Here is a 25696-nt window from a genome sequence, read left to right as displayed (position 1 = left end):
AACCCTCCTCCGAACACCGCAACGCGCACGCCGTCATAAAACAGACAAATCAATATCATCTCAAACGTAAATAAACATGCATTTTGTCATTGGTTGATATTTTTATTATTAATTTTGAAGTGTTATATGTTTTTTCCGGCATAATAAATATTTTTCTTGCATCAAAATATACAAGCGTTATATTTTATGCATAATCAAAACTATAAAATATTGTTATTTTTATGCGTCTACGCGCCACATCAGCATCACGAGCACAGCTCGGCGATCATTTACCCATCACGAAAGGAGGAGTTTTACCGGCAGGTTGAAATGAATGGGGCGGGACGCCGCTCCAGAATTGGATTGCACACAGAAAGGAGTAACTACCATGGCGGAAAAAACCTACGATTGGAGCGCCATCGCCAAGAACCCCAAGTTCATCGAGCTCCACCGCAAAAAGTCCACCTTCCTTATCGGCTGGTGGGTCTTTTCGACTGTATTCTACTTCCTCCTCCCCATCGGCTCGGCGTACGCCCCCGGCCTCTTCAAGATCAAGATCCTCGGCCGGATCAACTTCGGGTACCTCTTCGCCCTCTCCCAGTTCTTCGTCTCCTGGGGGATTGCCATGTACTACGCCCATGTGGCCAACAAAGACTTCGACCGGCTCACCCGTGAGCTGGTGGATGAGCTGAAGTAAGGAGGAAGATCATGAAAAAGCTGCTTGCAGGATTAACCCTTGCCCTCTCCCTGGGCTCCTTCGCCTTCGCCGCCGAGCCGGCCAAGGCCCCGGCAGCCCCGCAGACCATGGCGCCCGCAGCCGCCCCCGTGGCAGGCCAGGCGGCCACCGCCGTCCCGACGGCCCCCCTCGCCCAGAAGGCAGCCGCACCGACCGAGAAGAAGAGCGAACTCAAGGCCAACCCCTATGTCACCATCCCGATCTTCCTGATCATCATCGGCGCCACCATGTGCGTCGTCGTCTGGTCGGCCAAGAAGACCAAGTCCGCCGCCGACTTCTACACTGCCGGCGGCGGCATCACCGGAACCCAGAACGGCTGGGCCATCGCCGGCGACTACATGTCGGCCGCTTCCTTCCTCGGCATCTCCGGCATGATCTCACTCTACGGCTATGACGGCTTCATGTACTCCGTCGGATGGCTCGTCGCCTACATCACGGTCCTCCTCATCGTGGCCGAGCCTTGCCGCAACGCCGGCAAGTTCACCCTGGGCGACATCCTCTCCTTCCGCACCGAGCCGAAGCCGGTCCGCGCCGCGGCGGCCCTCTCCACCGTTGCCGTCTCCACCTTCTACCTCACCGCCCAGATGGTCGGCGCCGGAAAACTGATGCAGCTCCTCCTCGGCGTTCCCTACAAGAGTGCCATCATCGGCGTCGGCATCCTGATGGTGGGCTACGTCGTCTTCGGCGGCATGACCGCCACCACCTGGGTCCAGATCATCAAGGCCGGCCTCCTCATGTCCGGCGCGACGCTTCTCTCGATCCTCGTCGGGATCAAGTCCGGCATGAGTCCGCTCCAGTTCTTCACCGACATCGCCACCAACCCCAACATCGCGGAGCATGTCCAGAAGGTGGTCCTGAAAGACCCCGTCGCCGTGGCCGGCTTCGACTACGGCCAGCGCTTCCTCGAGCCGGGGCTCTTCCTCAAGAACCCCCTCGACCAGATCTCCCTCGGCATGGCCCTCGTACTCGGCACCGCCGGCATGCCCCACATCCTGATGCGCTTCTTCACCGTCCCCACCGCCCAGGCCGCCAGAAAGTCCGTCATCGTCGCCATGTTCATCATCGGCCTCTTCTACATCCTGACCACGCTGCTCGGCTTCGGCGCCGCCATCCACCTCTCGCCGCAGGGGATCCAGAAGATCGACAAGGGTGGCAACATGGCCGCCATGATGCTTGCCCAGAAAATGGGGGGCGACATCTCCCCCTTCATCGGCGACCTGCTCCTGGCCTTCCTCTGCGCCGTTGCCTTCGCCACCATCCTCGCCGTCGTCTCGGGTCTGGTCCTGGCAGCCTCCGCCGCCATCGCCCACGACATCTACGTCAACGTCATCAAGGATGGCCACGCCGACCAGCACGAGCAGGTTAAGGCCGCCCGGATCACCTCCTTCTGCGTCGGCGCCGCCGGCATCCTGATCGGCATCGCCGCCGAGAAGCAGAACGTCGCCCACCTGGTGGCCCTCGCCTTCGCCGTCGCCTCCTCCGGCAACCTCCCGGTGGTCGTGATGTCGCTCTTCTGGAAGAAGTTCAACACCGCCGGCGTCATTGCGGGGCTGGTGACCGGCACCGTCATCTCCATCGCCCTGGTGATGGTGTCGCCCAACATGACCTATCCGAAGAAGGTTGCCGCCGACGCCCAGAAGGTGGTCACCACCCTGGAGAAGAAGCAGGCCGGCGGGGCGGTCCTCTCCGAGAAGGAGACGAAGGAACTCGCCAAGGCCCGGACCGATTACGAGACCAACAAGGACGGCAAGTCGATCATCGGCCTCGACAAGCCGCTCATCGACCTGAAGAACCCGGGCATCATCTCGATCCCCATCGGATTTCTGGCCGCCATCCTTGGCTGCCTCGCCTTCCCGAGCCGCCGTTCCGAGGAGATGTTCGACGAGCTTTATGTCCGCCAGAACACCGGCATCGGCATCGCTCAGGCGGTCGACCACTAACAATCGCAGCAGATATGGTACAATCGGGGAAGGTTCGCCTTCCCCGATTTTTTTGTCCCATCGTACTCCATGGCAGGAGGTCCCAGCGCCCGATGCAGACCGCAACCGAGAACTCAGCCAATGCGCTCCTGGAGCAGGTACGCGACTTCGTCCGGTTCCTGGATCGCGACGAAATCGTCCGCGTCCTCTCCGCCGTCCGGGACGAGTTCGTCCGGGAGATGGAGTCGGCCCGGGAGCTGGCCGACCGGGAGCGGCGTCTTCTCACTGAAGCCGCTTCAGAGGCGGAGTACGGTCGGCTGCGCGGAATCCACGACGAACTGAACGCCCTGGAAATGGAGCGGTTTCTGCGGATAAGCTCGGTGGCGAACCTCCACACCAACTGCACCGAGTACCGCGACCGTCTGGCAGGGCGGGCGCTCCACCTGGTGGAACGGGAGATGGAGGAAATTGGGAGGGGAGAACCGCCGCGCCCCTACGCCCTCTGCAGCATGGGGAGCGACGGTCGTGCCGAGCAGACGCTCATCACCGACCAGGATTACCTGATCGTCTACGGCGATGGCGGCGGGGAGGCGTCCGACGGATGGTTTCGGGAGTTTTCGGAACTGCTCGTGGAACGGATGGCGGAGATCGGGTTCAAGAAATGCACCGGCGACATCATGCCGTCGAACCCGACGTGGCGCGGCTCGCTGGCGCAGTGGAACCGAAAGCTCCTCGCCATCGTCCGCTACGAATACGAAGACTACGCCAAGAACCTCATGGACCTCATCGTCCTCTCCGACGCCCGGTTCGTCTCGGGCGACCGGGGACTGGCGGACGCTCTGGTCGGCACCATCCGTTCGCTGGAGCAGGATTACTTTCAGGTCTTGTGGGGAATGGCCAAGGCGGCCACGGAGATGAAGCTCGCCCTCGGCTTCCTGAAACGGCTCTGGACCGAAGGATCGGGCGAACACAAGGGGGAATTCAATCTAAAACTTCTCGCCTGGGCGCCGCTGGTCATGAACGTCCGGATTCTCGCCATCAACCAGGGGATTCCGGCCACGAACACCGTGGAGCGGATCGCCCTCCTGCAGCGGGAGGGGAGCTTCTCGCCGGCCTTCGCCCAGGGGCTCAGCGACGCCTACGAAATCCTCACCCGCCACCGGATTCTCCTCCAGATCAAGGTAATCAAGGGGATCCAGGACAGCTCCTACTACCTGAACCCCTACACCCTCTCTCCCGACGAGCGGGAAGCGATCCGTCAGGCGCTCCTGCGGATCGAAGACCTGCAGCGGACAATCCATACAAATTTTTCGATCATGTAGGAGAGAGTCCGGCAGATCATCACTTGACCTGCTTCCAGCTCCTCAAGCCGAACAGCCCTCCCCCTCCGGCCTCCAGAACCTTCGTGATGACCCCCGATGATTTGGTAATATACTTGTATTCCAACTCCGAACTCCCCCCTGCCCTTACAATGGCGGGAGCCGACGCAATACCATCCCCCAGTGACATCCCCGATGGCGATACCTGCTGCCCGCCGGAACTCACCGTATCGTTGCTCGCGACCATGCCGTCGCCGTTCACGTCAAAAACCGGCCGGGGCGGGGTGCCACCGGTATCCATGTTCAATTCCATCAGCCAGCTTGTGCCGCCATAACCGCAGGGGGTCGTGTTGGGAGAAAAGCTGGTGAATATGATTTTTCTGGATCGTGCGATGGAGTCGGTGATTACCCGTTCTCCGGCCGGCAGATCGACGTACCAACCACTATTCGTGCCTATCGGATTATTGGTCACGACGCGCCAACTGTTCCCTCCAAGGTCGACCTGGGAGAGGGCCTGAGCGGTCAGGTCGCTACGTGCGAGCATCGCTCCATTTGCCTTCTGGGTATTATTGGGATTCACCGTCAGGTTATAATCATACACCCCATAAAAGCTCTGCGTGTCGGTATTGGTGAGATCCCCCGCCTCGTAGTACTTCCCCGTACCGAAGAAGACGATCTGAAACCCACCGCGCAGCACCACGTCAGGCGCGGTCGTAATCGGCTGCGTTCGACTAAAGCCGTTGATCGCCCGGAAAAGGGCAACCGGTGAATTCCCCGATTTCCAGGGGACATCCCACTTGCCCGGATCGGAATTCGTGACATCGAATTTCCAGAGATCGCCCGTAAGATCCCCCGCGTAGAGATAATCGACATAGCCGTCGCCATCCACGTCGATGGCGGCGGGGGTAGCAAGGCCGTTTGGCGAGACGCCGCTGAAGGGAGAGGTATCAACCACGATTTCACTGACGATTGCCCCAGTGGCAATATCGACGAAAATCAAGGATGCGGCCTTTCCGGACGTGGTCCCTTCGTAACCGTTGGCCAGTGCGGCCACCCACCGGAATCCCTCGGGCTGGGACTTATCTCTGACCTTTATGATCAGCGGAGTGGCGAACGAATAGCCCAGCCCGTTGGAAGAAGAGGCATTAAATTCCCACAATGGTACCGGGTTCGCCGGGTCGGTGATATCAAGGGCAAAATAACTCTTCCCCCCCTCGCGGAGTCCGACAACGGCCACGCTATGCCAGTTGGGGGTGGAATCGGGGGTCCCGCTCAGGTTTTTCGAGGCGAAATAGGCATCGCCGATGGTGATCGGGCCGTTGACATAGTTGGTGTGGCTATAGGGAACATTTCTCAGGAGCTTCAGCTTCGGCAGCAGACTGTTCGGAATGAAGGCCCACTGCTCGTTGCCATTGTCGGCGTTGAAGGCATGCAGCATCCCGTCGTTGGCGCCGGCAAGAACGAGCGACTGCCGGGAAGCATTGTTCCTCTTGAAAGTCGAATAGTTATGATCGGTATAGAAACCGTCCGGCGCCCCATAGACCACCGGCGAGGAATAGGTGATATCGCCGAGCTTGCTGGGGCGATTCCGGTATCCGGCCGGATTGGTGTCGCCACGCACGTAGCCGATCATGGTGGCGGTGCGCGAGGAAGAAAAATTCATGAAGCCGGCGGGCGAGAGGGTCGCCGCGTTGCCGGTGGTAAAATCGATCCGCCTGGAGCCGCCGGTGCTCGCCGTATAGATATTTCGGGATGTGTTGCCGTTGAGAAGCGATGCGGCGTCCCAGCTGCGGGTGCCGACATCGCCGGTTGTCTGGTTGATATTGAATGCTTCCAGGTTGCCGCTCCAGTCGCTGGAATTGAAGCTGGCCCGGTACAGCTTGGTGCTGGTCGTCAGATATGCCGTGTTGACCGCCGCGGCGCTTGCAGACGACACCATGCCGATAATGCTGGTGACAACCGTGTTCAGGGCGCTGGCAAGGGCGGCCTCGTTGGCGGCCGTGAAATACTGCCCCCCGCCGTTTGCCGCCGTGGTCTGCAAAATCGGGGAGTTGACGTCGAATCCGACGGTGTAGGTGGTGATGGTGGAATTGGGAAATGCGGCCACGGCGGGATGGGTATGCATGTACTGCGCGACATCCGGAAGATGGGTCGTGGTGAGCCTCACGTCATCGTTGGGATTCCAGCCGTAGGAGCTGAAATCATCCTTGTAGCGGTTGTCCCCCGTCGGTTCGCCATCGGTCACGATGATGGTGAAGCTTTGCTGGCAGCTGGCAGTGATGGGGCTCGTATAGGTAACTCCGCTGTTATAGGAAGATTTCCCCCCCTTGAAATACTGCCATATCTCGGCAAGTGTTTCTCCCAGCGGGGTGTAGCTGTCCGCCGAAATGCCCTGCATGGTTGCATCAACGTTTGCCGCGGTGAGGCCGCCGCATGGCATGACAACCTTGCCGCCATCGGCGTTAAGACCAACATAGGGGTTGAAAACCGTCAAGCCGAACCTGATCCCGGGGAACGACTTGACCAGGTTGCTGACAACGGTTCGCGCGGATTGGATTTTTGGTGTTCCATTCACGTTCTCCGTCATGCTCAGGGAGTTGTCGAGCAGAATCATAATGTTGAGCTGATTATTGGTGGTCAGATAGAGGGGTATCTGAGATACCGCCGCCAGGGCAACGGCCGCCGCTATGAAGAGAAAAACAACCACGGTCATCACGCAGGTGCTTTTCCTGAAAAGATTGGATCCGGTTCCCATCCCGCTCTCCCGTCAGTATGCCGCCGTCGTCACGACCTGAACCTGCCTCGTGACCGTCCCGTCCTTGTTTATCCCCTCGGCCGTGATCCGGTAATAGTGAACTTTCGCACCAGCCGCCGCGGAAAAGCCCAGCTTGGCGCTCTCTCCTCCCGCATATGATGGCGGGCCATCCTTGAGGTGCTCGATGTAGTAGCGGTACGAGCATTCACCCGACGAGCTGTCGCTGGTGGCGATCGACCACGTGGCAGCGTCAGGCGTTGTCGGTGTCAGGTAGAAATAGGGAGGGGGATTCGCCATGTTCTCGGGAGGACCGTTGCCAAGCTCGCCAAGTGCGGCCCTCACCCCTGCCTCGGCGGCATAGAAAGACTTTTGCGACTCCTGGTAGCTCCGGCTCAGGAACATCTCGAACAGGGTGGTCCTGTGGAGGATCGCCACCAGGATCGACAGGACCATCAGAAAGATGAGCGCCATGACCAGGGCCACACCCCGCTCGTTACGCGCGGGGGACTTCATTGCAGCTTGTCCCGCATGACCAGGTTGCGCAGGGAAATCGTGCTGCTCATCGTCATCCTGCGATACCCGCCACCGCTGTAAACCACGCCATCCCCCTGGGGACCCGTCAGCTGGAACGGCTGCGATCCGCCATAGCGGGGATCGGGGTTGGCCGTCCGTGCGATGATGCTCACCTTCAGGGCCCTAAGGTTGTTGATGTCGTGATTGGCATCATCTTTAACCGGGGCGTTGAGCCATACGCCATCCTTGAACTGGTACCTGATCTGCAGATCCTCGATGCCGGTGGCGACGATGTGGGCTTGCGGTGCCGTTGAAGACTCTTTGATCAGGTTGCTATTGCTATCGACATGGTATTGCACCCACTTGACCCCCAAAGTGCTGAGATTCACCACCTTGCAGCCCACCCCGTACCCACCTGGCGGGAAGATGTTGATGCCGGCATTTGGCGGATTATACTCCCAATTGCTGCCGGAGCTGTGCTTCAACGTGTCGTTTTTGGAACTTGGGGTAGTGGAAACCTGCAGCATTGACGCCGGCTTGGTCAGATCGGTGGGGTCGTAGATGAAAAAGAGGTCTCCCTGAGCGAATCCTGAGGCATCGCTGACCGGCGTGTTGACGGATGAGTCCGGATGGTTGGTGGCAATGGTCACATCGGGGACCGTTGCGGGATCAACGGTCTGGTAACGGATGAGGATGCTGTCCGTATTGCTGGCAGCACCGGTCACACTGTTCGCCTCGACTATCGCCCAGGAAACGACGGCATTGGCGGATTTTGAATAGACATTGATCTTCAGGTTGCCGAAATCCATGAAGCCGTAACCGGCCAGCTTCAGCTCCCGCTCCAGGTCGTACATGGCCAGCCGCGCCTGCTGCTGCATCCGGATGGTCACTTCGCGCACGCCATACTCGGTCAGGCCGGTGATGAATACCGTCGTTATCCCGGCGGAGACTATCGCGAGAATGACGATCACGACCAGTATCTCGACGAGAGTGTATCCCTTTTCGGAGGAGAAATCCGGCATGCTCACCACTCTCACCTTAGTAGTCGGTCCGCTTGACGGCGGTAAATGTCCTTGTGCGGGTTCTGCCGCCATCGCTCCAGCTGACGGTGGCGGTTATGGTCTTTACCCCGCCGTTTTCCGTAATTCTCCACTGCCTGGCAAAACCGGTAGCGGAAATGTTAGATGACGTGTAATCCACGAAGCCCGTCGTCGCTCCCAATCCGTTATAGCTCACGGTGCTGACACGTTCCAGCATGTCCTGGCCGAGGGTTGCGGCAGTAGTCATGTTTCTGGTGAAGGTCCCTGAAAAGGCGGATGCCCAGAACACCACAAAGACACCGAGGAATCCCACCACCAGCAACACCATGGCAATCAGCAGTTCCAGCAGGGTGAACCCCTGCTGGCCTGCCAGTGCGTTATGAGTCGCCCCTCTCGACCGCATCATTTCAACGTGTTGGCAACTCATACGAGGCACATTTCAGCTCCGCGGCAGTCAACTGGTCCATCATCTCCTCTGCTGAAGCCGGCGATGGTACGTCCACAAACTGCCGTTCCATGCACTCTTCATGACTGCGATACGTTTCAGCCTTTTGGGCCACGGAAACGAGATTCTTGACGTGCGGCTGCCGTTCCGCTGCCGACTTCCCTCCCGTCCCCTTGGCCGCGCGAGTCTTCATTACCCTCACCGGCAGCTTTCGCCTCACAGACCTCTCCTTCTCACCGGAGACGAAATCCTTCCGGTCAGGATTATCCGTGTAATAGACGCTGCCATCCCGGGAACTCCCCTTGTAGACTACCGTCGGCGGCGTTTCCTTGACCGGAGGGATCGCAGGGGGCGTGTCGACAGCTTCACCTTCTTCCCCTCTGTCAGACTTGGCATTTTTGTCAACATCGGACGGCTCGGTCTGAAGCTTCACCTCGACCTTGGGCAATTTAACCGGTTCTGTCCCTGCGGTCCCCGTTTCCTTGCTCCCCTGCGGTTCAGCCAGTCTCACCTTTATTTTCTGACCCGGGATCACAAAACCGTTTTTCCTGAAAGCCATCCCGAACTCGTTCAATTGCGGAATCTTACTGTGGCACATATCGCAGTTCACATTGTACTTACGGGCAAATGCCGACATGGCGTCCGCCGTTCCACCACAGCAGATCAACGCAAGTGCCAGCACCATGGCCGAACCGAATGTCAAATACTTGCCCATCACCCCTCTATCCTTGCCGCCGTCGCCGAACTCCGGCGAGGTCAGGAGCCTTCTCTCTCGCCCCTGACCTATTGACGTCATTTAATGCAATATCTTTACCTTATATAACCCAAACCGTCACAATTTTGTATTCATTTCTGGCTTTTCCGACCGGGTCCGACCGTGCCTCCGGGATGATCCGGCGGCAACCAGACTCTTGCCCTCAGCCCCCCCCTGTGCTACAAAAATGAAACACTATTTCGAGCGAGGTACCACCCCCATGCCCATCGCCACCAAGATCGCCGGTTTCATCTCCAAATCGTCCTGGATCAGAAAGATGTTCGAGGAGGGAGAGCGGCTGCGCCAGATTCACGGCGCCGACAGCGTTTTCGACTTCACCATCGGCAATCCGGACGTGGAGCCCCCCCGGGAGTTCCAGGAGGAGTTCCGCCGGCTCGCCGAGAACCCCATCCCCGGCATGCACCGTTACATGAGCAATGCCGGCTACCAGGAGACCCGGACCGCGGTGGCGGAGGTCCTGGCGGAGGCCGCCGGCTTCGCCGTGGGCGCGGAGCACGTGGTGATGACCTGCGGGGCGGGCGGCGCCCTGAACGTGGTCCTGAAGACGATCCTCAACCCGGGGGAGGAGGTGATCATCCTCACCCCCTACTTCGTGGAGTACAAGTTCTACATCGACAACCACGGCGGCGTGCCGGTGGAGGTCTGGACCGACCGGACCACCTTCCAGCTCGACCTTGCCGCCATCGAGGCGGCCATTACGCGGAAGACCCGGGCGATCATCATCTGCTCGCCCAACAATCCCACCGGCGTCATCTACCCCGCCGAAAGCCTTGAGGCCCTCGGCGGCATCGTGGCGAAAAAGGGACGGGAGTTCGACCGGCAGATCTACGTCGTCTCCGACGAGCCCTACGCCCGCATCTCCTACGACGGCAAACACGTCCCGAACATCTTCCGGCATATCGAGAGCTCGGTCATCGTCACCTCCCACAGCAAGGACCTGGCCCTCCCCGGCGAGCGGATCGGCTACCTCGCCGCCAACCCCCGGTCGCGCAACGTGACGCAGTTCATGGAGGGAGCGGTCTTCTCTAACCGCGTCCTCGGCTTCGTCAACGCCCCGGCCCTCATGCAGCGGCTCGTGGCGAAGCTCCAGCGCGCCTCCGTCGACATCGGCGAGTACGAGGCGAAGCGCAACCTCTTCTGCGACAGCCTCACGGCGATGGGATTCGAGCTGGTTCGCCCTGACGGCGCCTTCTACCTCTTCCCCAAATCCCCCCTCGCGGACGATGTGGAGTTCGTGAAGCTCGCCCAGAAGCACCTGATCCTTCTCGTTCCCGGCGCCGGCTTCGGCGCCCCCGGCTATTTCCGGGTCGCCTACTGCGTGGACAAGGCGATGATCGAGCGGAGCCTCCCCGCCTGGCGGGCACTGGCACAGGATGCCGGACTGAAGGGGTAGAAGTCCCGTCTCTCCAGCACCGCTGACAAAAATAAAGGCCGCCTGCCGTAATGACACGACAGGCGGCCTTTGTTATCTGCCGGGAAAGGAGCCCCTTACCCCCGACCGAGGGCCTCCAGCATCGCCGCCCCCATCTTCGTCGGGCTGGTGGAGACCACCACGCCGCATTCGGAGAGGGTGCGGATCTTGTCCTCGGCCTTCCCCTTGCCGCCGGTGATGATGGCGCCGGCGTGCCCCATCCGCTTCCCCGGAGGGGCGGTGACCCCGGCGATGAACGACGCCACCGGCTTTTTCATGTTCTCCTTGATCCAGTGGGCCGCATCCTCCTCCGCCGTCCCGCCGATCTCCCCGATCATGAAGACCGCCTCGGTATCCTTGTCCTCGTTGAAGAGCGTGAGGGTATCGATGAAGTTCATCCCGATGATCGGGTCTCCGCCGATGCCGACACAGGTCGACTGGCCGAGCCCCGCCTCGGTGATCTGCTTCACCGCCTCGTAGGTGAGGGTACCGCTGCGGGAGACGACGCCGATCTTTCCCGGCTTGTGGATGTAGCCAGGCATGATCCCCACCTTGCACTCGCCCGGGGTGATGACGCCGGGGCAGTTGGGCCCCACGAGCCGCGTCCTGCTCCCCTGCAGGATCCGCTTCACCGGCACCATGTCGCGCACCGGGATCCCCTCGGTGATGCAGACGGCCAGCTCCACCCCCGCATCGGCCGCCTCCAGGATGGCATCGGCGGCCCCCGGCGGCGGCACGAAGATCATGGAGACGTTGGCGCCGGTGTACCGCACCGCCTCCTCGACGGAGTTGAACACCGGAATCCCCTCGATGTGGATCCCCCCCTTGCCCGGGGTGACGCCGGCCACGATCTTGCTCCCGTAATCGCGGCACTGCTGGGTATGGAAGAGGCCGCTGCGGCCCGTGATCCCCTGGACGACTATCTTCGAATTCTTGTTGATGAGTATGGACATGTGGATTCTCCGTGGCTTGAAGTTGTAGGGGGACCCTATCCCACCAGCATCTTGACGATCCGCTCCGCCCCTTCGCCGAGGTTGTCGGCGGTCTGGACGTTGAGCCCCGATTCCACCAGCAGCTGCTTCCCTTCCTCGACCTTGCTGCCGTCCATCCGGACGACGATGGGGAGGGTGCAGTGGACCTCGGAGGCCGCCTCGATGATCCCCTGGGCGATGACGTCGCAGCGCATGATCCCGCCGAAGATGTTGACGAAGACCCCTTTCACGTCGTCATCCTCCAGGATGATCTTGAACGCCTCGGCAACCTTCTCGCGGGTCGCCCCGCCGCCGACGTCGAGGAAGTTGGCCGGCTCGCCGCCATATTCCTTCAGGACGTCGAGGGTCGCCATGGCGAGGCCGGCGCCGTTCACCATGCAGCCGATGTTGCCGGTAAGCTTGATGTAGGAGAGATCATACTTGCCGGCGTTGATCTCCAGGGTGTCGAGCTGGGAATAATCCATCATGTCGGGATATTCGCGGTGGCGGAAGATGGCGTTGTCGTCGAAGTTGATCTTGGCGTCCATCGCCATGAGCCATCCCGCCCTGGTGACGACGAGGGGGTTGATCTCCACCAGGGAACAGTCCTTCTCCAGGACCACCTTGTAGAGGTTGAGCATCAGCTCCACGCAATCCTCGCAGAGGCTACCGGAGAGCCCCAGGGCCAGGGCGATCTTGCGGGCCTGGTAGGGACGGAGCCCGGTGTACGGGTCGATGGTGAGGACGTGGATCTTCTCGGGGGATTTCTGGGCCACCTCCTCGATATCCACCCCCCCCTCGGCGGAGGCGATGAGGCAGTAGCGCGAAGTGGCGCGGTCGAGGGTGATGGAGAGGTAAAACTCCCGGGCGATCTCCACCGCCTCCTCCACGAGAATCCGGCGGACCTTCAGCCCCTCGGCGCCGGTCTGGGGGGTCACGAGCCGCTTGCCGAAGAGCTCCTTGCCGTAATCCTGGGCCTGCTCCGGGTGATGGACGAGCCGCACTCCCCCCGCCTTGCCGCGCCCCCCCGCGTAGATCTGGGCCTTGATGACGCAGCGCCCCCCCATCTCCTTGGCGGCGCGCTCGACCTGGTCGGACGTGAGCGCCACCCGCCCCCGCGGCACCGGGATGCCGTAGGAGCTCAGGATTTCCTTCGCCTGGTATTCGTGGATGTTCATGCTACCCCCCTTTTAGTGGTAGTAAAGTTTTTTATGTATACCATAAATTAAAACGGATCGGTAAGACATTTTGTTCGGACCGCATATCCCGACAAAACAGTTTACAGAGCCTGCCGCAGCCTCTACTATACTACCAGATTATCGAACGGGAGGGAGCCGTGACCGGCACCGACGTCGACGGGCTCGTCGCCCGCGGAATCAAGGCCGCCAATGGCGGCAACACCACCCTCGCCCTCGAATGCCTCGAACAGGCGGTGAAGCTGCGGAGCACCCCCGTGGCCTGGACCTATCTCGCCTACTGCCTGGCCCGGGAGCGGCAGCAGGTCGATCACGCCATCAGGATCTGCGAGGAAGCGATCCGGAAAGACCCCCGCTCTTCCTCCCATTACCTCAACCTGGGGAGGATCCACCTGCTGGCGGGACGGAGAACCGATGCCATCCGGCTCTTCCGCCAGGGGATGCTCTACGAAAGGAATCCCCACATCGAGGCGGAACTGCGCCGCCTCGGCCTCCGCAAACCACCGCTCCTCGGGTTCCTCGGGCGCGAGCACCCTCTCAACAAATATCTCGGCATCATCCTGGCGAAGTTGCGGCTCAGGTAACGGAGGTCACCGCCATGGTCAGTTATCTGGAGATAACGAGCAGGAGCCGGAGAAAATTCGTAAAGTGTACCCGCGCTCATGCCGATATGAATAGGGGACAATTGATACGTCAGAGGAGTACGATCGGGTGTTCCCCGCGAATCTCCCCCTCATAGCCATGGGACTGCTCCTCGGTGGAGTCGCGGGTTTTGCGATGCACCGCGCCGACTTCTGCATGGCGGGAGCATTCCGGGATATCTTTCTCTTTCGGCGCACCGTCATGCTCCGCCCGCTCCTCCTTCTCGTGACGGCGAGCATGGTGCTGTTCGAGGTGGCGCGGCTTGCGGGGTGGCTCCCCCTCTATCCCTTCCCGCTCCTCGGTACCCCGTCGGTGGCCAATCTGGCGGGGGGATTCGCCTTCGGCATCGGCATGGTGCTGGCGGGAGGGTGCGTCGCGGGGACCCTGTACCGGGCCGGTGCCGGAAGCGTGACGGCGGTGGCGGCCCTGGTCGGGCTGGTAACGGGAAGCGCCCTGTTCGCCGCGATTCACCCCTGGTGGAAACGGTTCGCCGATGCCACCGCCCTGCCGGCCCTCGATGTGACGATCCCCCGTCTGGCCGGCGTCGAGCCGTACCGGGTGATCGTCCCCCTTGCCGCAGCGGCGGCGCTCCTCTTTCTCCACTGGCGGCGCAAGGGGCTCTGGAGCCGGCCGGCGATCGTAGAAGGATATCTGCAGCCGTGGAAAGCGGCGCTGATCCTGGCGGTCATCGGGCTCTGTTCCGCCGTAGCCACCACCATGCCGCTCGGCATCACCACCTCCTACGCCAAGGGGGGGGCCTGGCTGGCATCGCTCTGGATTCCCGGCTGGGTCGAGGGTGCGGGGTATTTCCGTACCCTTCCCCTCGACCTCGCTGCCGTTACCCCCCTGGGGCACGTGCCGCTGCGGGGAGGACCGGCACCGGTCACGGACGCCCTGGCCCTTGTGCAGATCCCGGTCATTGCCGGCATCGTCGGGGGGAGCGCCCTTTCGGCGCTTCTCATCGGCGAGTTCCGGCTCTACGTCCGCCTCCCCGCCCGCCACTACCTTTCGGCTCTGGCGGGGGGAACCGTCATGGGGGTGGCGGCGCGCATGGCTCCCTCGTGCAACATCTGGCACCTGGCGGGAGGGGTGCCGATCCTGGCCTGGCAGAGCATCCTGTTCACCGGCGGACTGCTCCCCGGGGCGTGGCTGGGAGGAGTCATCCTTACCCGTTTTGTCACGAAGCGATAGTTCGGAGCGTACTTATTCAGACAGGACAGCGCATGGAAACGATCGAATTCGACATCCGGGGGCAGGTCTGCCCCTCCACACTCCTGACGGCCCTCAGGGAGATCAACCGGTATCGGAACGCCCTCAGAGAGGGAAAGTGCCGGGTGGCCTTTCTGACCGACAACCGGGACGCCACCATCACCATCCCCGAAACGGCGGGAAGCATGGGCTACCATGTCCGCGTGACGAAGGAAGCGGGGCACTACCTCGTGACCGTCGGCCGGACGGAATAGAAGGGAGACGCAGATGGGGTTCGTAAAAGTTCTTGAAACGCTTCTCGGCGATCCCTTCGGGACCGCCGAGATCCGGCGGCTCACGCGGGAAAACGCGGAGCTTGCCGAGCGCGAGCGGAGGGCCACCGGCTACATCCGCGAGAAGACCAACCAGCTGCTGACCACCATCGGGACCCTTCCCCTGCGCCACGAAGAGCTCGACAACGCCAGCCTCATCGAGACCGACCCCATCGGCATCGTCTGCCAATCGTTCGAACAGATCCTCGAACACCTCAAGGAGATGAACGTGGAGTTGTCTCTGGCCCACGACGAGATCCAGGGGGTCTTCGACTGTGCCGGCGCGGCGATCCTCGTCATCGACAACACCATGCGGATCCAGGCCTTCAACTCCCGGGCGCGGGAGATCTTCGCCCTGGACGGCGAGGAGTTGCGCGGCAGAAAGTGCGCGGAGCTCATCTGCGGGGACACCGTCCCCTCCCGGGAGTGCCTGTTCAACAAGATCATGCGGAGCAGACGCCCCGAGCACCTGGACGATCTGGAGTGCAGGGGACGCTGGTTCAACGTGAGCGGTTCCCCCCTCAAGGACCGCTTCGGCGACGTGAAACAGATGGTTCTCATCTACAACGAGATTACCGAACAGAAGCGGATGCTCGAGGCGCTCCGGGACAAGGAAGGGATCTACCAGCTGATCCTCGACAGCTCCGCCGAGCTCTTCCAGAGTGTCGCCCCCGACGGGTCGCTCATCTACGTGAACCGGGCGTGGCGCGAGGCCCTCGGTTACTCTGAGGACGAGATTGCACTCCTGTCGGTATTCGACATCGTCCACCCCGACTCCCACCCCCACTGCCGGGAGCTGTTCATCCGTCTCCTCCAGGGGAGCCGGCCCGAACAGACCACCCTGACCCTCGTCTCGAAGGACGGAACCCCCGTGACGCTGGAGGGATCGGTTTCCTGCAGCTTCCGAAACGGAAGGCCCTGCGCGACCTGCGGCATCTTCCGCCTGGCTGCGACCGGTGCGCTCGCTGAAGATCCCCCCCGGAGCATCCCCTCCTTCGTGCGGAACGGCTCCTGACCGCGGCACAAGCCCCATGACGGTCCCCCGGTCGCCATCTCCCACCGGCAGCCTTTCCGCCGACCGCTTCTTCACCCACTCCCCCGGGACGGTGATCCGTTACCGACTCCATGGCACCGGCCCCCAGCCGGTGCTCTTCGTCCATGGTTTCGCCGCCGCCCTTACCACCTGGGACGACATCGTTCCTCTCTTCCCGCCGCACCGCTTCACCCTCTACCTCATGGACCTCAAGGGGTTCGGCTTCTCCTCCAAACCGCGGAGGGGCTCCTACGCACCGGAGGAGCAGGCCGCCGTGCTCCTCTCCTTCATGGAGGCGGTGGCGGTCGACGGAGCCGTGCTTGTGGGGCACTCCCTCGGCGGCGGCATCGCCCTCCTGGCCCTCCTCAGGGCGATGACGGAGGGGCGGGCGCGCCTCGTCTCCCGCCTCATCCTCCTCGACTGCGCCGCCTATCCCCAGCGGCTTCCCCGCTTCATGCGCTGGCTGAAGATTCCGCTGATCGGCCGTCTCGGCATGGCGCTGCTCCCGCTCCGGACACTGGTCCTCGCCTCGCTCCGCGCGGTGTTCCACGACGAGCGCGCCATCACGCCCGAGCGGATCAGGCGCTACGAGGGGTGCTTCGGCCGGAGCGGCATGGCCCGGGTGCTGATCCGGACCGTGCAGGAGCTGGACCGCGACGGCTACCAGGGGGTCGTCGCCCGGTTTCGCGAGATAGCGGTACCGACCCTCATCATCTGGGGGAGCGAAGACCGGATCATCCGGCTGGCAAACGGAAAGCGGCTGCAGCGGGAGATTCCGGGGGCACGGCTCGCGATCATCCCGGAATGCGGCCACAACCCCCACGAGGAACGGCCGCGGGAGACCTACGGGGCGATTGCGGATTTTCTGGGCGGGGACGAAAAGGAAACGGCGGAGAGATAATGAGTGGGGGAAGCGGCAACCGCGGGGGTGTGTCGCTACCTGGCGTGGAGCTCGGCGATGAAATGGCGGAACGCCTCTTCGCCGGCAATGAACTTCATGATCTGGATCCCCATGCCGCTCTTTTTCACCAGATGGATCACCTGGGGGGGGACTTTCTTGGTCCACCGGACCATACCCTCGCAGAAGACCGATTCGTCCCCCGGCAGGGTCAGCTCGATCTGGATGCGGGTACCGGGGGGGCAGAGGTTGGTGGTCTTGATGAAGAGGCCGTGGGCCGAGACATCCTCGGTGAAGGCGAGCCGGCTCGGCTGGTCGGTTCCGAAACGGAGCGACAGCCGTTTCTTGTGTCTCGTGATGTCCCGCTTGTCCGCCATGCTGGCCTCCGCTCACCGGTAAAATGGCTATCGGCGTATGCTAGCACAGCTTTATGGCGTCTACACGCAAAAAAACGGGCTTCCTTCCCCTCCGGTCCGCCTCAGTGCATTCTGGCCCATCCCACGCACTCCCCTCACCCGGCCTTCGGCCACCCTCTCCCGCCGGGAGAGGGTTTGACTATCCCTCGCTCTTAGGGAAAGCACGCCATTCATCAGAATCAGTCCACATCCGCGAACTTCACGAGGGTTCCCCGCTTCGAGCCGTAACGGAAGACGGTGATCCCCTTGCACCCGCGGGCGTAGGCGCGGAGAAACGCCCGCTCCACCTCCTGCGGCGTGGCGCGGCGGGGGAGGTTGATGGTCTTGGAGACGGCGTTGTCAGTGAACTCCTGGAAGGCTGCCTGCATCTCGATGTGGTCCTCTGGGGGGATCTCCAGGGCGGTGCGGAAGAGCCGCTTCACCTCCGCCGGCACCCCCGTCACCCGCCCCACGCTCCCCCGCCGCTCCACCTCCCGCATCAGCTCCTCCGAATAAAAACCGCGCTCCCGCGCCATCCGGACAAAGTGCCGGCTGACCTCGGAGAGTTCCGTGTCGAGGACAAGCCGCTTGTAGGCCACGGCAAAGAGCGGCTCGATGCCGCTGGAGCAGTCGGCGATGGTGGCCAGCGTCCCCGTGGGGGCGATGGTGGTGACGGTGGCGTTGCGCAGCCGCGGCATCCCCGGCCCATCGTAGATGCTCCCGCCGAAATTCGGGAAGGCTCCCCGCTCCCCCGCCAGGGCGGCCGACGCGGCCCGGGCCGTGTCACTCACGAAGCGCATCGTCTCCCGGGCCAGGGCGAAGGCCCGCCGGTGATTGTAGGGGATGCCGAGGAGGATGAGGGTGTCGGCCCACCCCATGACGCCGAGGCCAATCTTGCGGTTCCCCGTGTGCATCGCCTCGATGGCGGGGAGCGGGTAGACGCTGGCGTCGATGGTGTCGTCGAGGAACCGGACCGCCGTGCGGATATCGGCGGAAAGGAGGGTGCGGTCGATCTCGCCCTCCCGCACGAAGCGGGAGAGGTCCAGGGAGCCGAGGACACACGCCTCGTAGGGGAGGAGCGGCTGCTCGCCGCAGGGGTTGGTGCTCTCGAAGGGACCGAGGAGCGGCGTGGGGTTCGCCGCGTTGATCCGGTCGATGAAGACGAGCCCCGGATCACCGCTCTCCCAGGCGCTCGTGGCGATCTCGGCGAAGACCTCCCGGGCCCGGAGCCGCCCCGCCTCCCTGCCGGTGCGGGGGTTGACGAGGCCGTACTCCCGGTCGTCGAGCACCGCCGTCATGAACGCGTCGGTGGCGGCCACCGAGATATTGAAGTTGGCCAGCTCGGCGGCGGCCCGCTTCACCCGGATGAAGTCGAGGACGTCGGGGTGGTCGACCCGCAGGATTCCCATGTTCGCCCCCCGCCGCGCCCCTCCCTGCTTGATGACGTCGGTGGCGGTGTTGTAGATCTTCATAAAGGAGACCGGACCGCTGGCAATGCCGCCGGTGGAGCGGACGATGTCGGCCCGGGGGCGCAGCCGCGAGAAGGAGAAACCGGTGCCGCCGCCGCTCTGGAGGATGAGGGCGGCGTTCTTGAGGGTATCGAAGATCCCCTGCATCGAATCCTCCACCGGGAGGACGAAGCAGGCGGCCAGCTGGCCGGAAGGCTTGCCGGCGTTCATGATGGTGGGGGAGTTGGGGAGGAAGCGAAGATCGGAGACAAGTTCGAAGAACCGCTCTTCCCACCGGGCGGTATCGCCGCCGTAGCGGGGCTCGACCGCGGCAACGGTGCGGGCGATGCGGCCGAACATCTCCGCCGGGGTCTCCACGACCCGCCCGTCGGCATCTTTCAGCAGATAGCGGGCCCGGAGCACTCTGAGGGCGTTTGCCGTGAGTTCCATGGAAGAGAGTATACTGCACTTTTCGGAAAACTCTGTGGCGGGGTGAGGGGTAACTACCGGAGAGTAAAGGTGAAGGTGGCGCCGTGGTCCGGCATGCTGTGGGCGGTGATGGTTCCGCCGTGCCGTTCGATGATCCGCTGCACCGTGGCGAGCCCGATGCCGGTGCCGGGGAACTCCTCCTGGTCGTGGAGCCTCTGGAACGGCTTGAAGAGCCGGCCGAGATCCTTCATATCGAAGCCGGCGCCGTTGTCGCGGACGAAATAGGTCGTGGTCCCGTCGTTCACCAGGGCGCCGAACTCCACCCGCGGTTCGGGAGCGCGGCGGGTGTACTTCCAGGCGTTGGCGAAGAGGTTGTGGAGCGCCACCCGGAGCAGCGCCGGGTCCCCCGTTGCCGAGAGGCCGGAGGCGATCACGGGCTCCACCTGCCGCTGCGGCTCGGCCTGGCGCAGCTCGCTGGCAACCTCCGCCGCCAGTGCACTCAGATCGACCTCGTCGCGGCGCAGCTCGCGGCGGGCCACCCGCGACAGGACCAGCATGGCATCGATCAGCTGCTCCATCCGCTCGCTCCCCTCGACGATGCTCCGGACAAAAAACCGGCCGGTGTCGTCGAGGCGCTCGCCATAGCTGTCCTGAAGCGTCTGCACGGCAACGGAGACCTTGGTGAGGGGGGTATTGAGGTCGTGGGAGAGGGAGTAACTGAACGCCTCCAGTTCGCGGTTCTTCGCCGCCAGGTCGGCCGCCCGCCGCTCCAGTGCGGCATTGAGCTGCCGGATCTCCTCCTCCAGTCGCCTGCTCGCGCGGACGTGACGCCAGACATACATGATGAGGAGCATCTGGACGCCGAAGAGGACGAAGTGGGTGCCAACCTCCAGCAGATGCGGCATCCCCCTGTCGCGGACAAAGTTCATCCTGACGACGACCGTGTCATAAACCGTGTCGATCAGCCAAAACAATGAGAGCAGCATGAGGGTCGCGAAGACCAGGGACTCTGCCCTTTTTCGTCGTGCTATTCCGTCTTTTGGCACTGGAATGGATCTCCCCCTTTGCATTGCAGCCGAGGTGAACGCCGCCGCCACCCCGCACGATGCGGGACTTCCGCTTCCATTCACGTCAAGGCAAATTAAACAACATACATAATACATGCCAGTTTGGCCGTGGAGGACCGTCCCGTTCAGAACCGGCTCCCCCCTGCTTTTTCAGTCCGCCGTGGTACACTGGGTGAAATCCCCGCGGGAGCGATTCCATGACACCGCAGTTTCACCCGAGTCTCGTGAACGGCCCCTTCGACGACCCGGCGCTCTATGTCGACTTTCTCTTCGAGCGGCGCGCCCTCCTCTTCGACCTGGGCGACATCACCCCCCTCTCGCCGCGGAAGGTGCTCCGCATCTCCCATATCTTCGTCTCCCACACCCATGTGGACCACTTCATCGGCTTCGACCGGCTGGTGCGGCTCTGCCTCGGCCGGGAAAAGGAGCTCCACCTCTTCGGCCCCCCCGGCTTCGTCGGCCAGGTGGGGCACCGGCTCGCCGGCTATACCTGGAATCTCGTCGAGAGCTACCCCACCGACTTCACCGTCGTCGCCACCGAACTCCACGTCGACGGCACCTTCCTGACCGATTCGTTCCGCTGCCGGAAGATGTTCGCGCCGGAAGGCGAACGCCACGGCCGCCATGAGGAGGGTGTCATCCTCGACGAGGAGGGTTTTCTGGTGCGGGCCGCATTCCTCGACCACGGCATCCCCTGCCTCGCCTTCGCCCTGGAGGAGAAGAACCACGTGAACATCATGAAGAACCGGCTGGACGAACTGGGATTGCCGACGGGGGCGTGGCTGAAGGAGCTGAAACGGGCGATCCTGGCCGGAAATGAGGATGGGGAAGCGGTGACGGCCCGATGGCGGGAGGGGGACGGCTGGCGGGAGCGGACCCTTTCGCTGGGCGAGTTGCGGCGGCAGGTCGCCCGCGTCGTCGCCGGCCAGAAGGTCGCCTACGTGACCGACGCCGCCCCGACGCGGGAAAACGGGGAGGCGATCGTCGCCCTGGCGGGGGGAGCGGACCATCTCTTCATCGAGACGACGTTTCTCCACCACGAGGCGGAGCGGGCGGGCGAACGACGCCACCTCACCGCCCGGCTGGCCGGCGAGCTCGGCCGGCGTGCCGGTGCCGCCCGGGTGATTCCGTTTCATTTCTCGCCGAAGTATCGGGATAGGGAAGAAGCGGTGCGGCGGGAGGTGGCGGAAGCGTTCAATGACGAGGGATGAGGCGGGAAGGGGTCAGCGTGGCGAATCGGCGAGGCTGATGCGGGGAATGAGGCTTCGGTCCAGTTCCTCCATCCGCTCCGCCCCCAGGTGCACGAGGGTTTCGTGGATCTTTCGGGCCGACTCCGCCAGGGCAGCGGCATCCACCCCCCGGCAGACCGGCGCCACCTGATCCAGCAGACGCGCGGCGGAATCGAGCAGGAAGAGCGCCCCGCGGTAATTCCCTTCGCGCCAGTGGTGGAGCGCCACCGCCACCTGCAGAACCCCCTGGTAGAGGGAGCGCACCGCACGCTGCTCGCCGGCCCAGAGCTCCTCCAACGTTTCGTGGCAGTCGAACCACTCCCCCCGGTTGAACTCCTCGATCCCCCGCCGCAACTCCTCCGGCGGCGGGCCGGCACAGCTCTCGTCGCAAAATCCGTCGTTCATGGCCATCCCCTTCGGTACACGGTCACGTCGATCATACTGAGGAGATACCAGGAGATGGCACTTTTGCAAGGAAGGGAAAAACCGGGGGAAAGCTCGACCCCGGCACCACGCCGGGAAGGCGCGGTGCCGGGGAGAAACGGAGGGGGATCACTTGCCGCAGCACTTCTTGTACTTCTGGCCGCTGCCGCAGGTGCACGGATCGTTGCGTCCCACCTTGGTGCTCGTGGCGGGGCGGGACTTGACGCCGACACCATCCACGAAGTACCAGGCGCCGTCGAGCTTTGCGAACTCGGCAAGCTCGTGGTGGGTCCGCCGCACCTCGCCGTCACGGTAGCGGGCGACGAACTCCACCTTCCCCGCGGTATCGTCGGGGCCGCCGGCCTGCGTGGCGACGATCTCCAGTCCCTCCCACTGGGAGCTCTCGGCCCACTGCCGGGTCCCCTTCTCGTCGAAATCGGCGCGGTGGTCGGGGTGGGTGGTCTCGAAGATGTAGCCGGTCGCAACCGTGGCATAGGCGGAGTAGCGGGAGCGCATCAGCTCCTCGGCGGTGAGGGCCGCGCGCGCTCCGGTAACAAGCGGTTCGCAGCAGTCGCCGAAACTCTTGCCGGTGCCGCAGGGGCATAAGGTCGTCATGGGTAACTCCTCGTATTTGTTGTGATCGGCACCCCACGCTTCCAGATGGCGGCGGGCGCCGGGAGTAATACATACCGTGCCATCCCACTCCGTGTCAACCGTTTAGCAGGTGCCCCCTTTCAACGGAACGGCACCAGAAAGAGCGCGTCGAGAAACGGCCCGACCCGCTCCCGCTCCACGGTTGAGAGTGCTGCAACCGGCACCGGCCGGACAAACCGCCGCAGGAAGCGCTTCTCCCCGAAGCCAAGGGGAGGATTGGGGCGGCCGAGGCGCGGGGGGATCACGTCCCGGGCGATCCGCAGCCTCCCGACGCAGGAGCGGAGCGCCGGATTGAGCATGAGGGAGGCATCGGGGGCCAGGCCGCAGCCGCCGGCGGTCTCCCGGCCGAGGTAGAGGACGAAGTTCGGCTCGTCGTCCCCCCCTGCCGCCAGCTGCCGCAGCCGCTCCACCTCCGCCGGGACATCGGGCAGGGCCCCGCGGTGCGCGAAGAGGAGCGGCCGGAGGGAGCTCTCCCCCACCAGCGCCATCAGCTCGTCGATCCGGTAGGTCCGCGCCCGGGGGTGGAGCAGGGCATCGGCGATGCCGCTCTCGAAGGAGAGTTCCGGCGCGTCACTTACGTAACTCCCAAACCGGGAATCCCGGTCGGCGCGCCGCAGGAGGCGCTTCACCGCCGGCACATCCTTCACCCCCAGCAGCCGCAGCGCCTTGCGGATCGACTCGGCCCCCCGCCGCGCCCCCCGGGCATAGACCATGATCCGGAGAATCCCCCCCGGCGCCAGCCGTCGCTCCAGCGCCCGCAACCCCGCCAGCGGCTCCTCCAGATGGTGGAGCACCCCGAAGCAGTCGATGAATCCGTACTCCCCCGAGGCCGCTGCCGGATCGAGGATGTCACCCCGCTCCCAACCGATGCCGAAGCGGCCGTGGAGGAGGGCATGGAGCCTCGCCCGCCGCAGGTTCGCCCGGGAAAGGTCCAGGGCGGTGATCGGCACGCCGGGGTTGGCGACGGAAGTCGGATAGGGGGAAAAGCTTCCGCACCCGGCCAGGAGGATGCGCCGGGCGGCCGCAGGCGGCAGGACGCCGTTGAAGCGGGCGTAGAGAGAATCGAGGTTCAGGGCGTAGGTGTCGCAGGGGCGCACCGACGCCAGGAGGGGATAGCGGGGATAGGGGTAGCGCTCGTAGTGCCGGCGGATATCGTCGTTCATCGGTTGCAGGTCCCGTCACTCTACCATGTCATGAGGTTCAGGGCTTTCTTGAGAATCAGCAGTACATCCTGAATGGTGATCGCCCCCTTCGGGGTGGGGGTCGGTTTGCCGTTCACCAGGGGGTAGACGTCTCCCTCCGCCAGCAGGTCAGGCGTCGGCGTCTGAAGTCCCACCGCCACCCTGAGGGCCAGGATGACGTCGGCGACGGTCACCTGCCGGTCGTGGTTCAGATCGCCCGAGTGGGGGCCGGGATAGACATAGATGGTAACATCCTTCGTGGCGACAAGGGCGCCGTCGCTCACCGCCACCGTCACCGGGACGGTGCCGATGAAGGGAGAGAAGGGGGTCCAGGAGATGACGCCGGCAGGGGAAACCGTCATCCCCGGCGGAGCCTTGGGAAGGGTATAGGAAAGGGTTGTTCCGGGGTCCCGGTCGCTGGCGTTGATCTGCCACGAGGCCGGCTGGGCCTCCATCACGAAACCGGAAAGCGACGTGACCGACGCGATGACCGGCGGATGGTTGCAGAGCGTCAGCGTCGCGCTGGTGCGGGACGGAAACGCCTCGTTGCAGACGAGTTGGGACGCCATGGTGAAATCCGCGGCAGAATTTACCAGAAACGTCCCCTCCACCGTCTGCTGCACCGCACCGGCTGCAAGCTGAGGGATGCTCCAGTTCACGGTGCCGGTGGCGGCATCGTAGGTTCCCCCGTTCGTCGCCGACGCAAGGGATATGTTGGGGAGGAGTTTTTCGGATACCTGAACGTTATCGAGGGGGGTGGCTGTGTTGCGGGTGTTGTCGAACGCAGAGGTGGTGGTGAAGGTCTGACCGTAGGAGACGCAGCTGCCGGTTGTGCTCTTGGCGAAGTAAGGTGCCTTGGTCGGGTAAAATTCGTCGGTGATCGCAAGGGAGGTCGGCGTCGCGGGGTCGATGGTCAGGTCCCACTGGAGGGCGAACTGCTTGTCGCCGTTATCGAAGGCGCCGCCGGCTACGGTGTAGGGTCCCGCAAAATTGTCGAGGTTGTACGGGGTGGCTCCGTTGGCCAGGGAGCCCAGGAACTGGGCGTTGTCGACGCCGTAGCGGCTGGGGGGGAGCGTTGCACCCTCCACGAGCGTCGTCCCGGCACCGATCGCGTCGGTGGCGGTGGCGAAGCTGGATTGGTACGCCCTGCCGTTGGCGATCGTCGCGTTCTCGAAGAGATAGGCGCCGGTCTTGAGATCGTAATCCGAATAGCTGAAAAGGTGAAAGTCCAGGGGAGCCGTCGTGAGGTTGGTGATGACCACCTTCTTGGTGAGCGTCGACCGCCCCGTCCCGGCACCACCGCCGGCCAGATCGTAGGTCACGGCCATCGTGAACCGGCCGGCCTTTTCGGTAAAGGTCAGGGTCACGGAAGAAGCAGTCTGGTTGCTGACGGCAACGGTGAAGGGAGCCGTGGAATCAAGCGCATCGCCGCTCACCTTCACCTCGGGCGATGTGGTTCCGACCCGGCAGTAGAACGCCTGCTGGTTCATCCGTTCGGCGTTGTCGAGCATCCAGGAATAGACGCCGGGGCTCGATCCGGGAAGTGATGAGTCGTTGAGAACCACCGTGGAATTCCCGCTGGCAAGGGTCCAGTCGGCGGCAAACACCGGAGCCCCTCTCCCGACCAGCCAAAGAACCATGATTGGTGCAAAAACGGAGCGCCTCATCCCAGACCTCCCCCTGCAGAATCGTTCACAATCTTTAGGTGATACCACAGG

At 63.2% G+C, this 25696-nt stretch carries 24 protein-coding genes; 10 read left to right on the top strand and 14 right to left on the bottom strand.

What is annotated here, in order from left to right:
• Positions 1-367: 367 nt before the first annotated feature.
• From GPICK_RS05125 to GPICK_RS05115, 3 genes are all read left to right on the top strand, one after another.
• A complete protein-coding gene (locus tag GPICK_RS05125) occupies positions 368-676 on the top strand; it encodes a DUF485 domain-containing protein (protein WP_039741048.1) in 309 nt (102 codons plus the stop codon).
• Positions 677-687: 11 nt separating this feature from the next.
• Entirely contained in the window at positions 688-2655 is a 1968-nt protein-coding gene (locus tag GPICK_RS05120; protein WP_039741046.1) for a solute symporter family protein, read from the top strand.
• 92 nt (positions 2656-2747) lie between these two features.
• Entirely contained in the window at positions 2748-3956 is a 1209-nt protein-coding gene (locus GPICK_RS05115) for a putative nucleotidyltransferase substrate binding domain-containing protein (RefSeq protein ID WP_039741045.1), read from the top strand.
• A 19-nt stretch (positions 3957-3975) separates the two neighbouring features.
• Here the strand turns inward: GPICK_RS05115 and GPICK_RS05110 are convergent, their stop codons facing one another.
• The 5 genes from GPICK_RS05110 to GPICK_RS05090 are packed head-to-tail and all read right to left on the bottom strand — an operon-like array spanning position 3976 to position 9502.
• Positions 3976-6708, bottom strand: a complete 2733-nt coding sequence (locus GPICK_RS05110) for a pilus assembly protein (protein ID WP_039741043.1) — start codon at positions 6706-6708, stop codon at positions 3976-3978.
• Positions 6709-6720: 12 nt separating this feature from the next.
• Positions 6721-7221, bottom strand: a complete 501-nt coding sequence (locus tag GPICK_RS05105; protein ID WP_039741041.1) for a pilus assembly PilX family protein — start codon at positions 7219-7221, stop codon at positions 6721-6723.
• Complete coding sequence (locus GPICK_RS05100) at positions 7218-8243, bottom strand: PilW family protein (RefSeq protein WP_039745342.1); 1026 nt, start codon at positions 8241-8243, stop codon at positions 7218-7220. Before GPICK_RS05100 ends, GPICK_RS05105 begins: the two co-directional genes overlap by 4 nt.
• Before the next feature lie 16 nt (positions 8244-8259).
• Positions 8260-8667 (bottom strand): type IV pilus modification PilV family protein, encoded by a 408-nt coding sequence (locus tag GPICK_RS05095; protein WP_236685651.1) that lies wholly within the window; start codon positions 8665-8667, stop codon positions 8260-8262.
• Position 8668: 1 nt separating this feature from the next.
• Positions 8669-9502 carry a hypothetical protein gene (locus GPICK_RS05090; RefSeq protein ID WP_052263300.1) on the bottom strand — a complete coding sequence of 278 codons (834 nt, stop codon included), beginning with the start codon at positions 9500-9502 and terminating at the stop codon, positions 8669-8671.
• 178 nt (positions 9503-9680) lie between these two features.
• Here GPICK_RS05090 and GPICK_RS05085 point away from each other — a divergent pair, with 178 nt between their 5' ends.
• On the top strand, positions 9681-10874 hold the full coding sequence (locus GPICK_RS05085) for a pyridoxal phosphate-dependent aminotransferase (RefSeq protein WP_039741039.1): 1194 nt from the start codon (positions 9681-9683) through the stop codon (positions 10872-10874).
• Positions 10875-10969: 95 nt separating this feature from the next.
• Here the strand turns inward: GPICK_RS05085 and sucD are convergent, their stop codons facing one another.
• Positions 10970-11845, bottom strand: a complete 876-nt coding sequence (gene sucD / locus GPICK_RS05080) for a succinate--CoA ligase subunit alpha (protein WP_039741037.1) — start codon at positions 11843-11845, stop codon at positions 10970-10972.
• 35 nt (positions 11846-11880) lie between these two features.
• On the bottom strand, positions 11881-13041 hold the full coding sequence (gene sucC, locus GPICK_RS05075) for an ADP-forming succinate--CoA ligase subunit beta (RefSeq protein WP_039741035.1): 1161 nt from the start codon (positions 13039-13041) through the stop codon (positions 11881-11883).
• A gap of 158 nt (positions 13042-13199) precedes the next feature.
• On the opposite strand from sucC, the gene GPICK_RS05070 reads away from it, so the two are divergent.
• The 5 genes from GPICK_RS05070 to GPICK_RS05050 all read left to right on the top strand — a co-directional run bounded on the left by GPICK_RS05070 (position 13200) and on the right by GPICK_RS05050 (position 17155).
• Positions 13200-13643 (top strand): tetratricopeptide repeat protein, encoded by a 444-nt coding sequence (locus GPICK_RS05070; RefSeq protein ID WP_039741034.1) that lies wholly within the window; start codon positions 13200-13202, stop codon positions 13641-13643.
• Positions 13644-13770: 127 nt separating this feature from the next.
• Positions 13771-14892: a YeeE/YedE family protein gene (locus tag GPICK_RS05065; RefSeq protein WP_039741032.1), complete on the top strand. Its 1122-nt coding sequence runs from the start codon at positions 13771-13773 to the stop codon at positions 14890-14892.
• 32 nt (positions 14893-14924) lie between these two features.
• Complete coding sequence (locus tag GPICK_RS05060) at positions 14925-15164, top strand: sulfurtransferase TusA family protein (RefSeq protein WP_039741030.1); 240 nt, start codon at positions 14925-14927, stop codon at positions 15162-15164.
• A 13-nt stretch (positions 15165-15177) separates the two neighbouring features.
• Positions 15178-16236 (top strand): PAS domain-containing protein, encoded by a 1059-nt coding sequence (locus GPICK_RS05055; protein ID WP_052263299.1) that lies wholly within the window; start codon positions 15178-15180, stop codon positions 16234-16236.
• Between the two features lie 16 nt (positions 16237-16252).
• Entirely contained in the window at positions 16253-17155 is a 903-nt protein-coding gene (locus GPICK_RS05050; RefSeq protein WP_052263298.1) for an alpha/beta fold hydrolase, read from the top strand.
• Positions 17156-17190: 35 nt separating this feature from the next.
• Here the strand turns inward: GPICK_RS05050 and GPICK_RS05045 are convergent, their stop codons facing one another.
• The 3 genes from GPICK_RS05045 to GPICK_RS05035 all read right to left on the bottom strand — a co-directional run bounded on the left by GPICK_RS05045 (position 17191) and on the right by GPICK_RS05035 (position 20410).
• Positions 17191-17529 carry a PilZ domain-containing protein gene (locus GPICK_RS05045; RefSeq protein ID WP_039741028.1) on the bottom strand — a complete coding sequence of 113 codons (339 nt, stop codon included), beginning with the start codon at positions 17527-17529 and terminating at the stop codon, positions 17191-17193.
• Between the two features lie 218 nt (positions 17530-17747).
• On the bottom strand, positions 17748-19445 hold the full coding sequence (locus GPICK_RS05040) for an adenosylcobalamin-dependent ribonucleoside-diphosphate reductase (RefSeq protein WP_039741027.1): 1698 nt from the start codon (positions 19443-19445) through the stop codon (positions 17748-17750).
• Positions 19446-19498: 53 nt separating this feature from the next.
• Positions 19499-20410 (bottom strand): sensor histidine kinase, encoded by a 912-nt coding sequence (locus tag GPICK_RS05035; protein WP_052263297.1) that lies wholly within the window; start codon positions 20408-20410, stop codon positions 19499-19501.
• A gap of 278 nt (positions 20411-20688) precedes the next feature.
• Between GPICK_RS05035 and GPICK_RS05030 the strand changes: the two genes are divergently transcribed.
• Entirely contained in the window at positions 20689-21702 is a 1014-nt protein-coding gene (locus tag GPICK_RS05030) for a ribonuclease Z (RefSeq protein ID WP_039741025.1), read from the top strand.
• A 12-nt stretch (positions 21703-21714) separates the two neighbouring features.
• On the opposite strand, the gene GPICK_RS05025 is transcribed toward GPICK_RS05030, so the two are convergent.
• The 4 genes from GPICK_RS05025 to GPICK_RS16575 form a co-directional block, all read right to left on the bottom strand.
• Positions 21715-22125 carry a DUF309 domain-containing protein gene (locus GPICK_RS05025; RefSeq protein ID WP_039741023.1) on the bottom strand — a complete coding sequence of 137 codons (411 nt, stop codon included), beginning with the start codon at positions 22123-22125 and terminating at the stop codon, positions 21715-21717.
• Between the two features lie 147 nt (positions 22126-22272).
• Positions 22273-22758 (bottom strand): YchJ family protein, encoded by a 486-nt coding sequence (locus GPICK_RS05020; protein ID WP_039741022.1) that lies wholly within the window; start codon positions 22756-22758, stop codon positions 22273-22275.
• A gap of 119 nt (positions 22759-22877) precedes the next feature.
• Positions 22878-23960, bottom strand: coding sequence for a class I SAM-dependent methyltransferase (locus GPICK_RS05015; protein WP_039741020.1), 1083 nt, complete (start codon positions 23958-23960; stop codon positions 22878-22880).
• Positions 23961-23980: 20 nt separating this feature from the next.
• On the bottom strand, positions 23981-25645 hold the full coding sequence (locus GPICK_RS16575; RefSeq protein ID WP_144400045.1) for an Ig-like domain-containing protein: 1665 nt from the start codon (positions 25643-25645) through the stop codon (positions 23981-23983).
• Between the last annotated feature and the right edge of the window lie 51 nt (positions 25646-25696).

Source organism: Geobacter pickeringii, from assembly GCF_000817955.1.
Lineage (GTDB): Bacteria > Desulfobacterota > Desulfuromonadia > Geobacterales > Geobacteraceae > Geobacter > Geobacter pickeringii.
Note: the sequence above shows the minus strand (reverse complement) of the source record. Positions and strands in the feature narration are given on the sequence as shown.

Coding starts and splice junctions, on each gene's coding strand:
- GPICK_RS05125 (WP_039741048.1), top strand. CDS start 368: ATGGCGGAAAAAACCTACGATTGGAGCGCCATCGCCAAGAACCCCAAG.
- GPICK_RS05120 (WP_039741046.1), top strand. CDS start 688: ATGAAAAAGCTGCTTGCAGGATTAACCCTTGCCCTCTCCCTGGGCTCC.
- GPICK_RS05115 (WP_039741045.1), top strand. CDS start 2,748: ATGCAGACCGCAACCGAGAACTCAGCCAATGCGCTCCTGGAGCAGGTA.
- GPICK_RS05110 (WP_039741043.1), bottom strand. CDS start 6,708: ATGGGAACCGGATCCAATCTTTTCAGGAAAAGCACCTGCGTGATGACC.
- GPICK_RS05105 (WP_039741041.1), bottom strand. CDS start 7,221: ATGAAGTCCCCCGCGCGTAACGAGCGGGGTGTGGCCCTGGTCATGGCG.
- GPICK_RS05100 (WP_039745342.1), bottom strand. CDS start 8,243: ATGCCGGATTTCTCCTCCGAAAAGGGATACACTCTCGTCGAGATACTG.
- GPICK_RS05095 (WP_236685651.1), bottom strand. CDS start 8,667: ATGATGCGGTCGAGAGGGGCGACTCATAACGCACTGGCAGGCCAGCAG.
- GPICK_RS05090 (WP_052263300.1), bottom strand. CDS start 9,502: ATGACGTCAATAGGTCAGGGGCGAGAGAGAAGGCTCCTGACCTCGCCG.
- GPICK_RS05085 (WP_039741039.1), top strand. CDS start 9,681: ATGCCCATCGCCACCAAGATCGCCGGTTTCATCTCCAAATCGTCCTGG.
- sucD (WP_039741037.1), bottom strand. CDS start 11,845: ATGTCCATACTCATCAACAAGAATTCGAAGATAGTCGTCCAGGGGATC.
- sucC (WP_039741035.1), bottom strand. CDS start 13,041: ATGAACATCCACGAATACCAGGCGAAGGAAATCCTGAGCTCCTACGGC.
- GPICK_RS05060 (WP_039741030.1), top strand. CDS start 14,925: ATGGAAACGATCGAATTCGACATCCGGGGGCAGGTCTGCCCCTCCACA.
- GPICK_RS05055 (WP_052263299.1), top strand. CDS start 15,178: ATGGGGTTCGTAAAAGTTCTTGAAACGCTTCTCGGCGATCCCTTCGGG.
- GPICK_RS05050 (WP_052263298.1), top strand. CDS start 16,253: ATGACGGTCCCCCGGTCGCCATCTCCCACCGGCAGCCTTTCCGCCGAC.
- GPICK_RS05045 (WP_039741028.1), bottom strand. CDS start 17,529: ATGGCGGACAAGCGGGACATCACGAGACACAAGAAACGGCTGTCGCTC.
- GPICK_RS05040 (WP_039741027.1), bottom strand. CDS start 19,445: ATGGAACTCACGGCAAACGCCCTCAGAGTGCTCCGGGCCCGCTATCTG.
- GPICK_RS05035 (WP_052263297.1), bottom strand. CDS start 20,410: ATGCTGCTCTCATTGTTTTGGCTGATCGACACGGTTTATGACACGGTC.
- GPICK_RS05030 (WP_039741025.1), top strand. CDS start 20,689: ATGACACCGCAGTTTCACCCGAGTCTCGTGAACGGCCCCTTCGACGAC.
- GPICK_RS05025 (WP_039741023.1), bottom strand. CDS start 22,125: ATGAACGACGGATTTTGCGACGAGAGCTGTGCCGGCCCGCCGCCGGAG.
- GPICK_RS05020 (WP_039741022.1), bottom strand. CDS start 22,758: ATGACGACCTTATGCCCCTGCGGCACCGGCAAGAGTTTCGGCGACTGC.
- GPICK_RS05015 (WP_039741020.1), bottom strand. CDS start 23,960: ATGAACGACGATATCCGCCGGCACTACGAGCGCTACCCCTATCCCCGC.
- GPICK_RS16575 (WP_144400045.1), bottom strand. CDS start 25,645: ATGAGGCGCTCCGTTTTTGCACCAATCATGGTTCTTTGGCTGGTCGGG.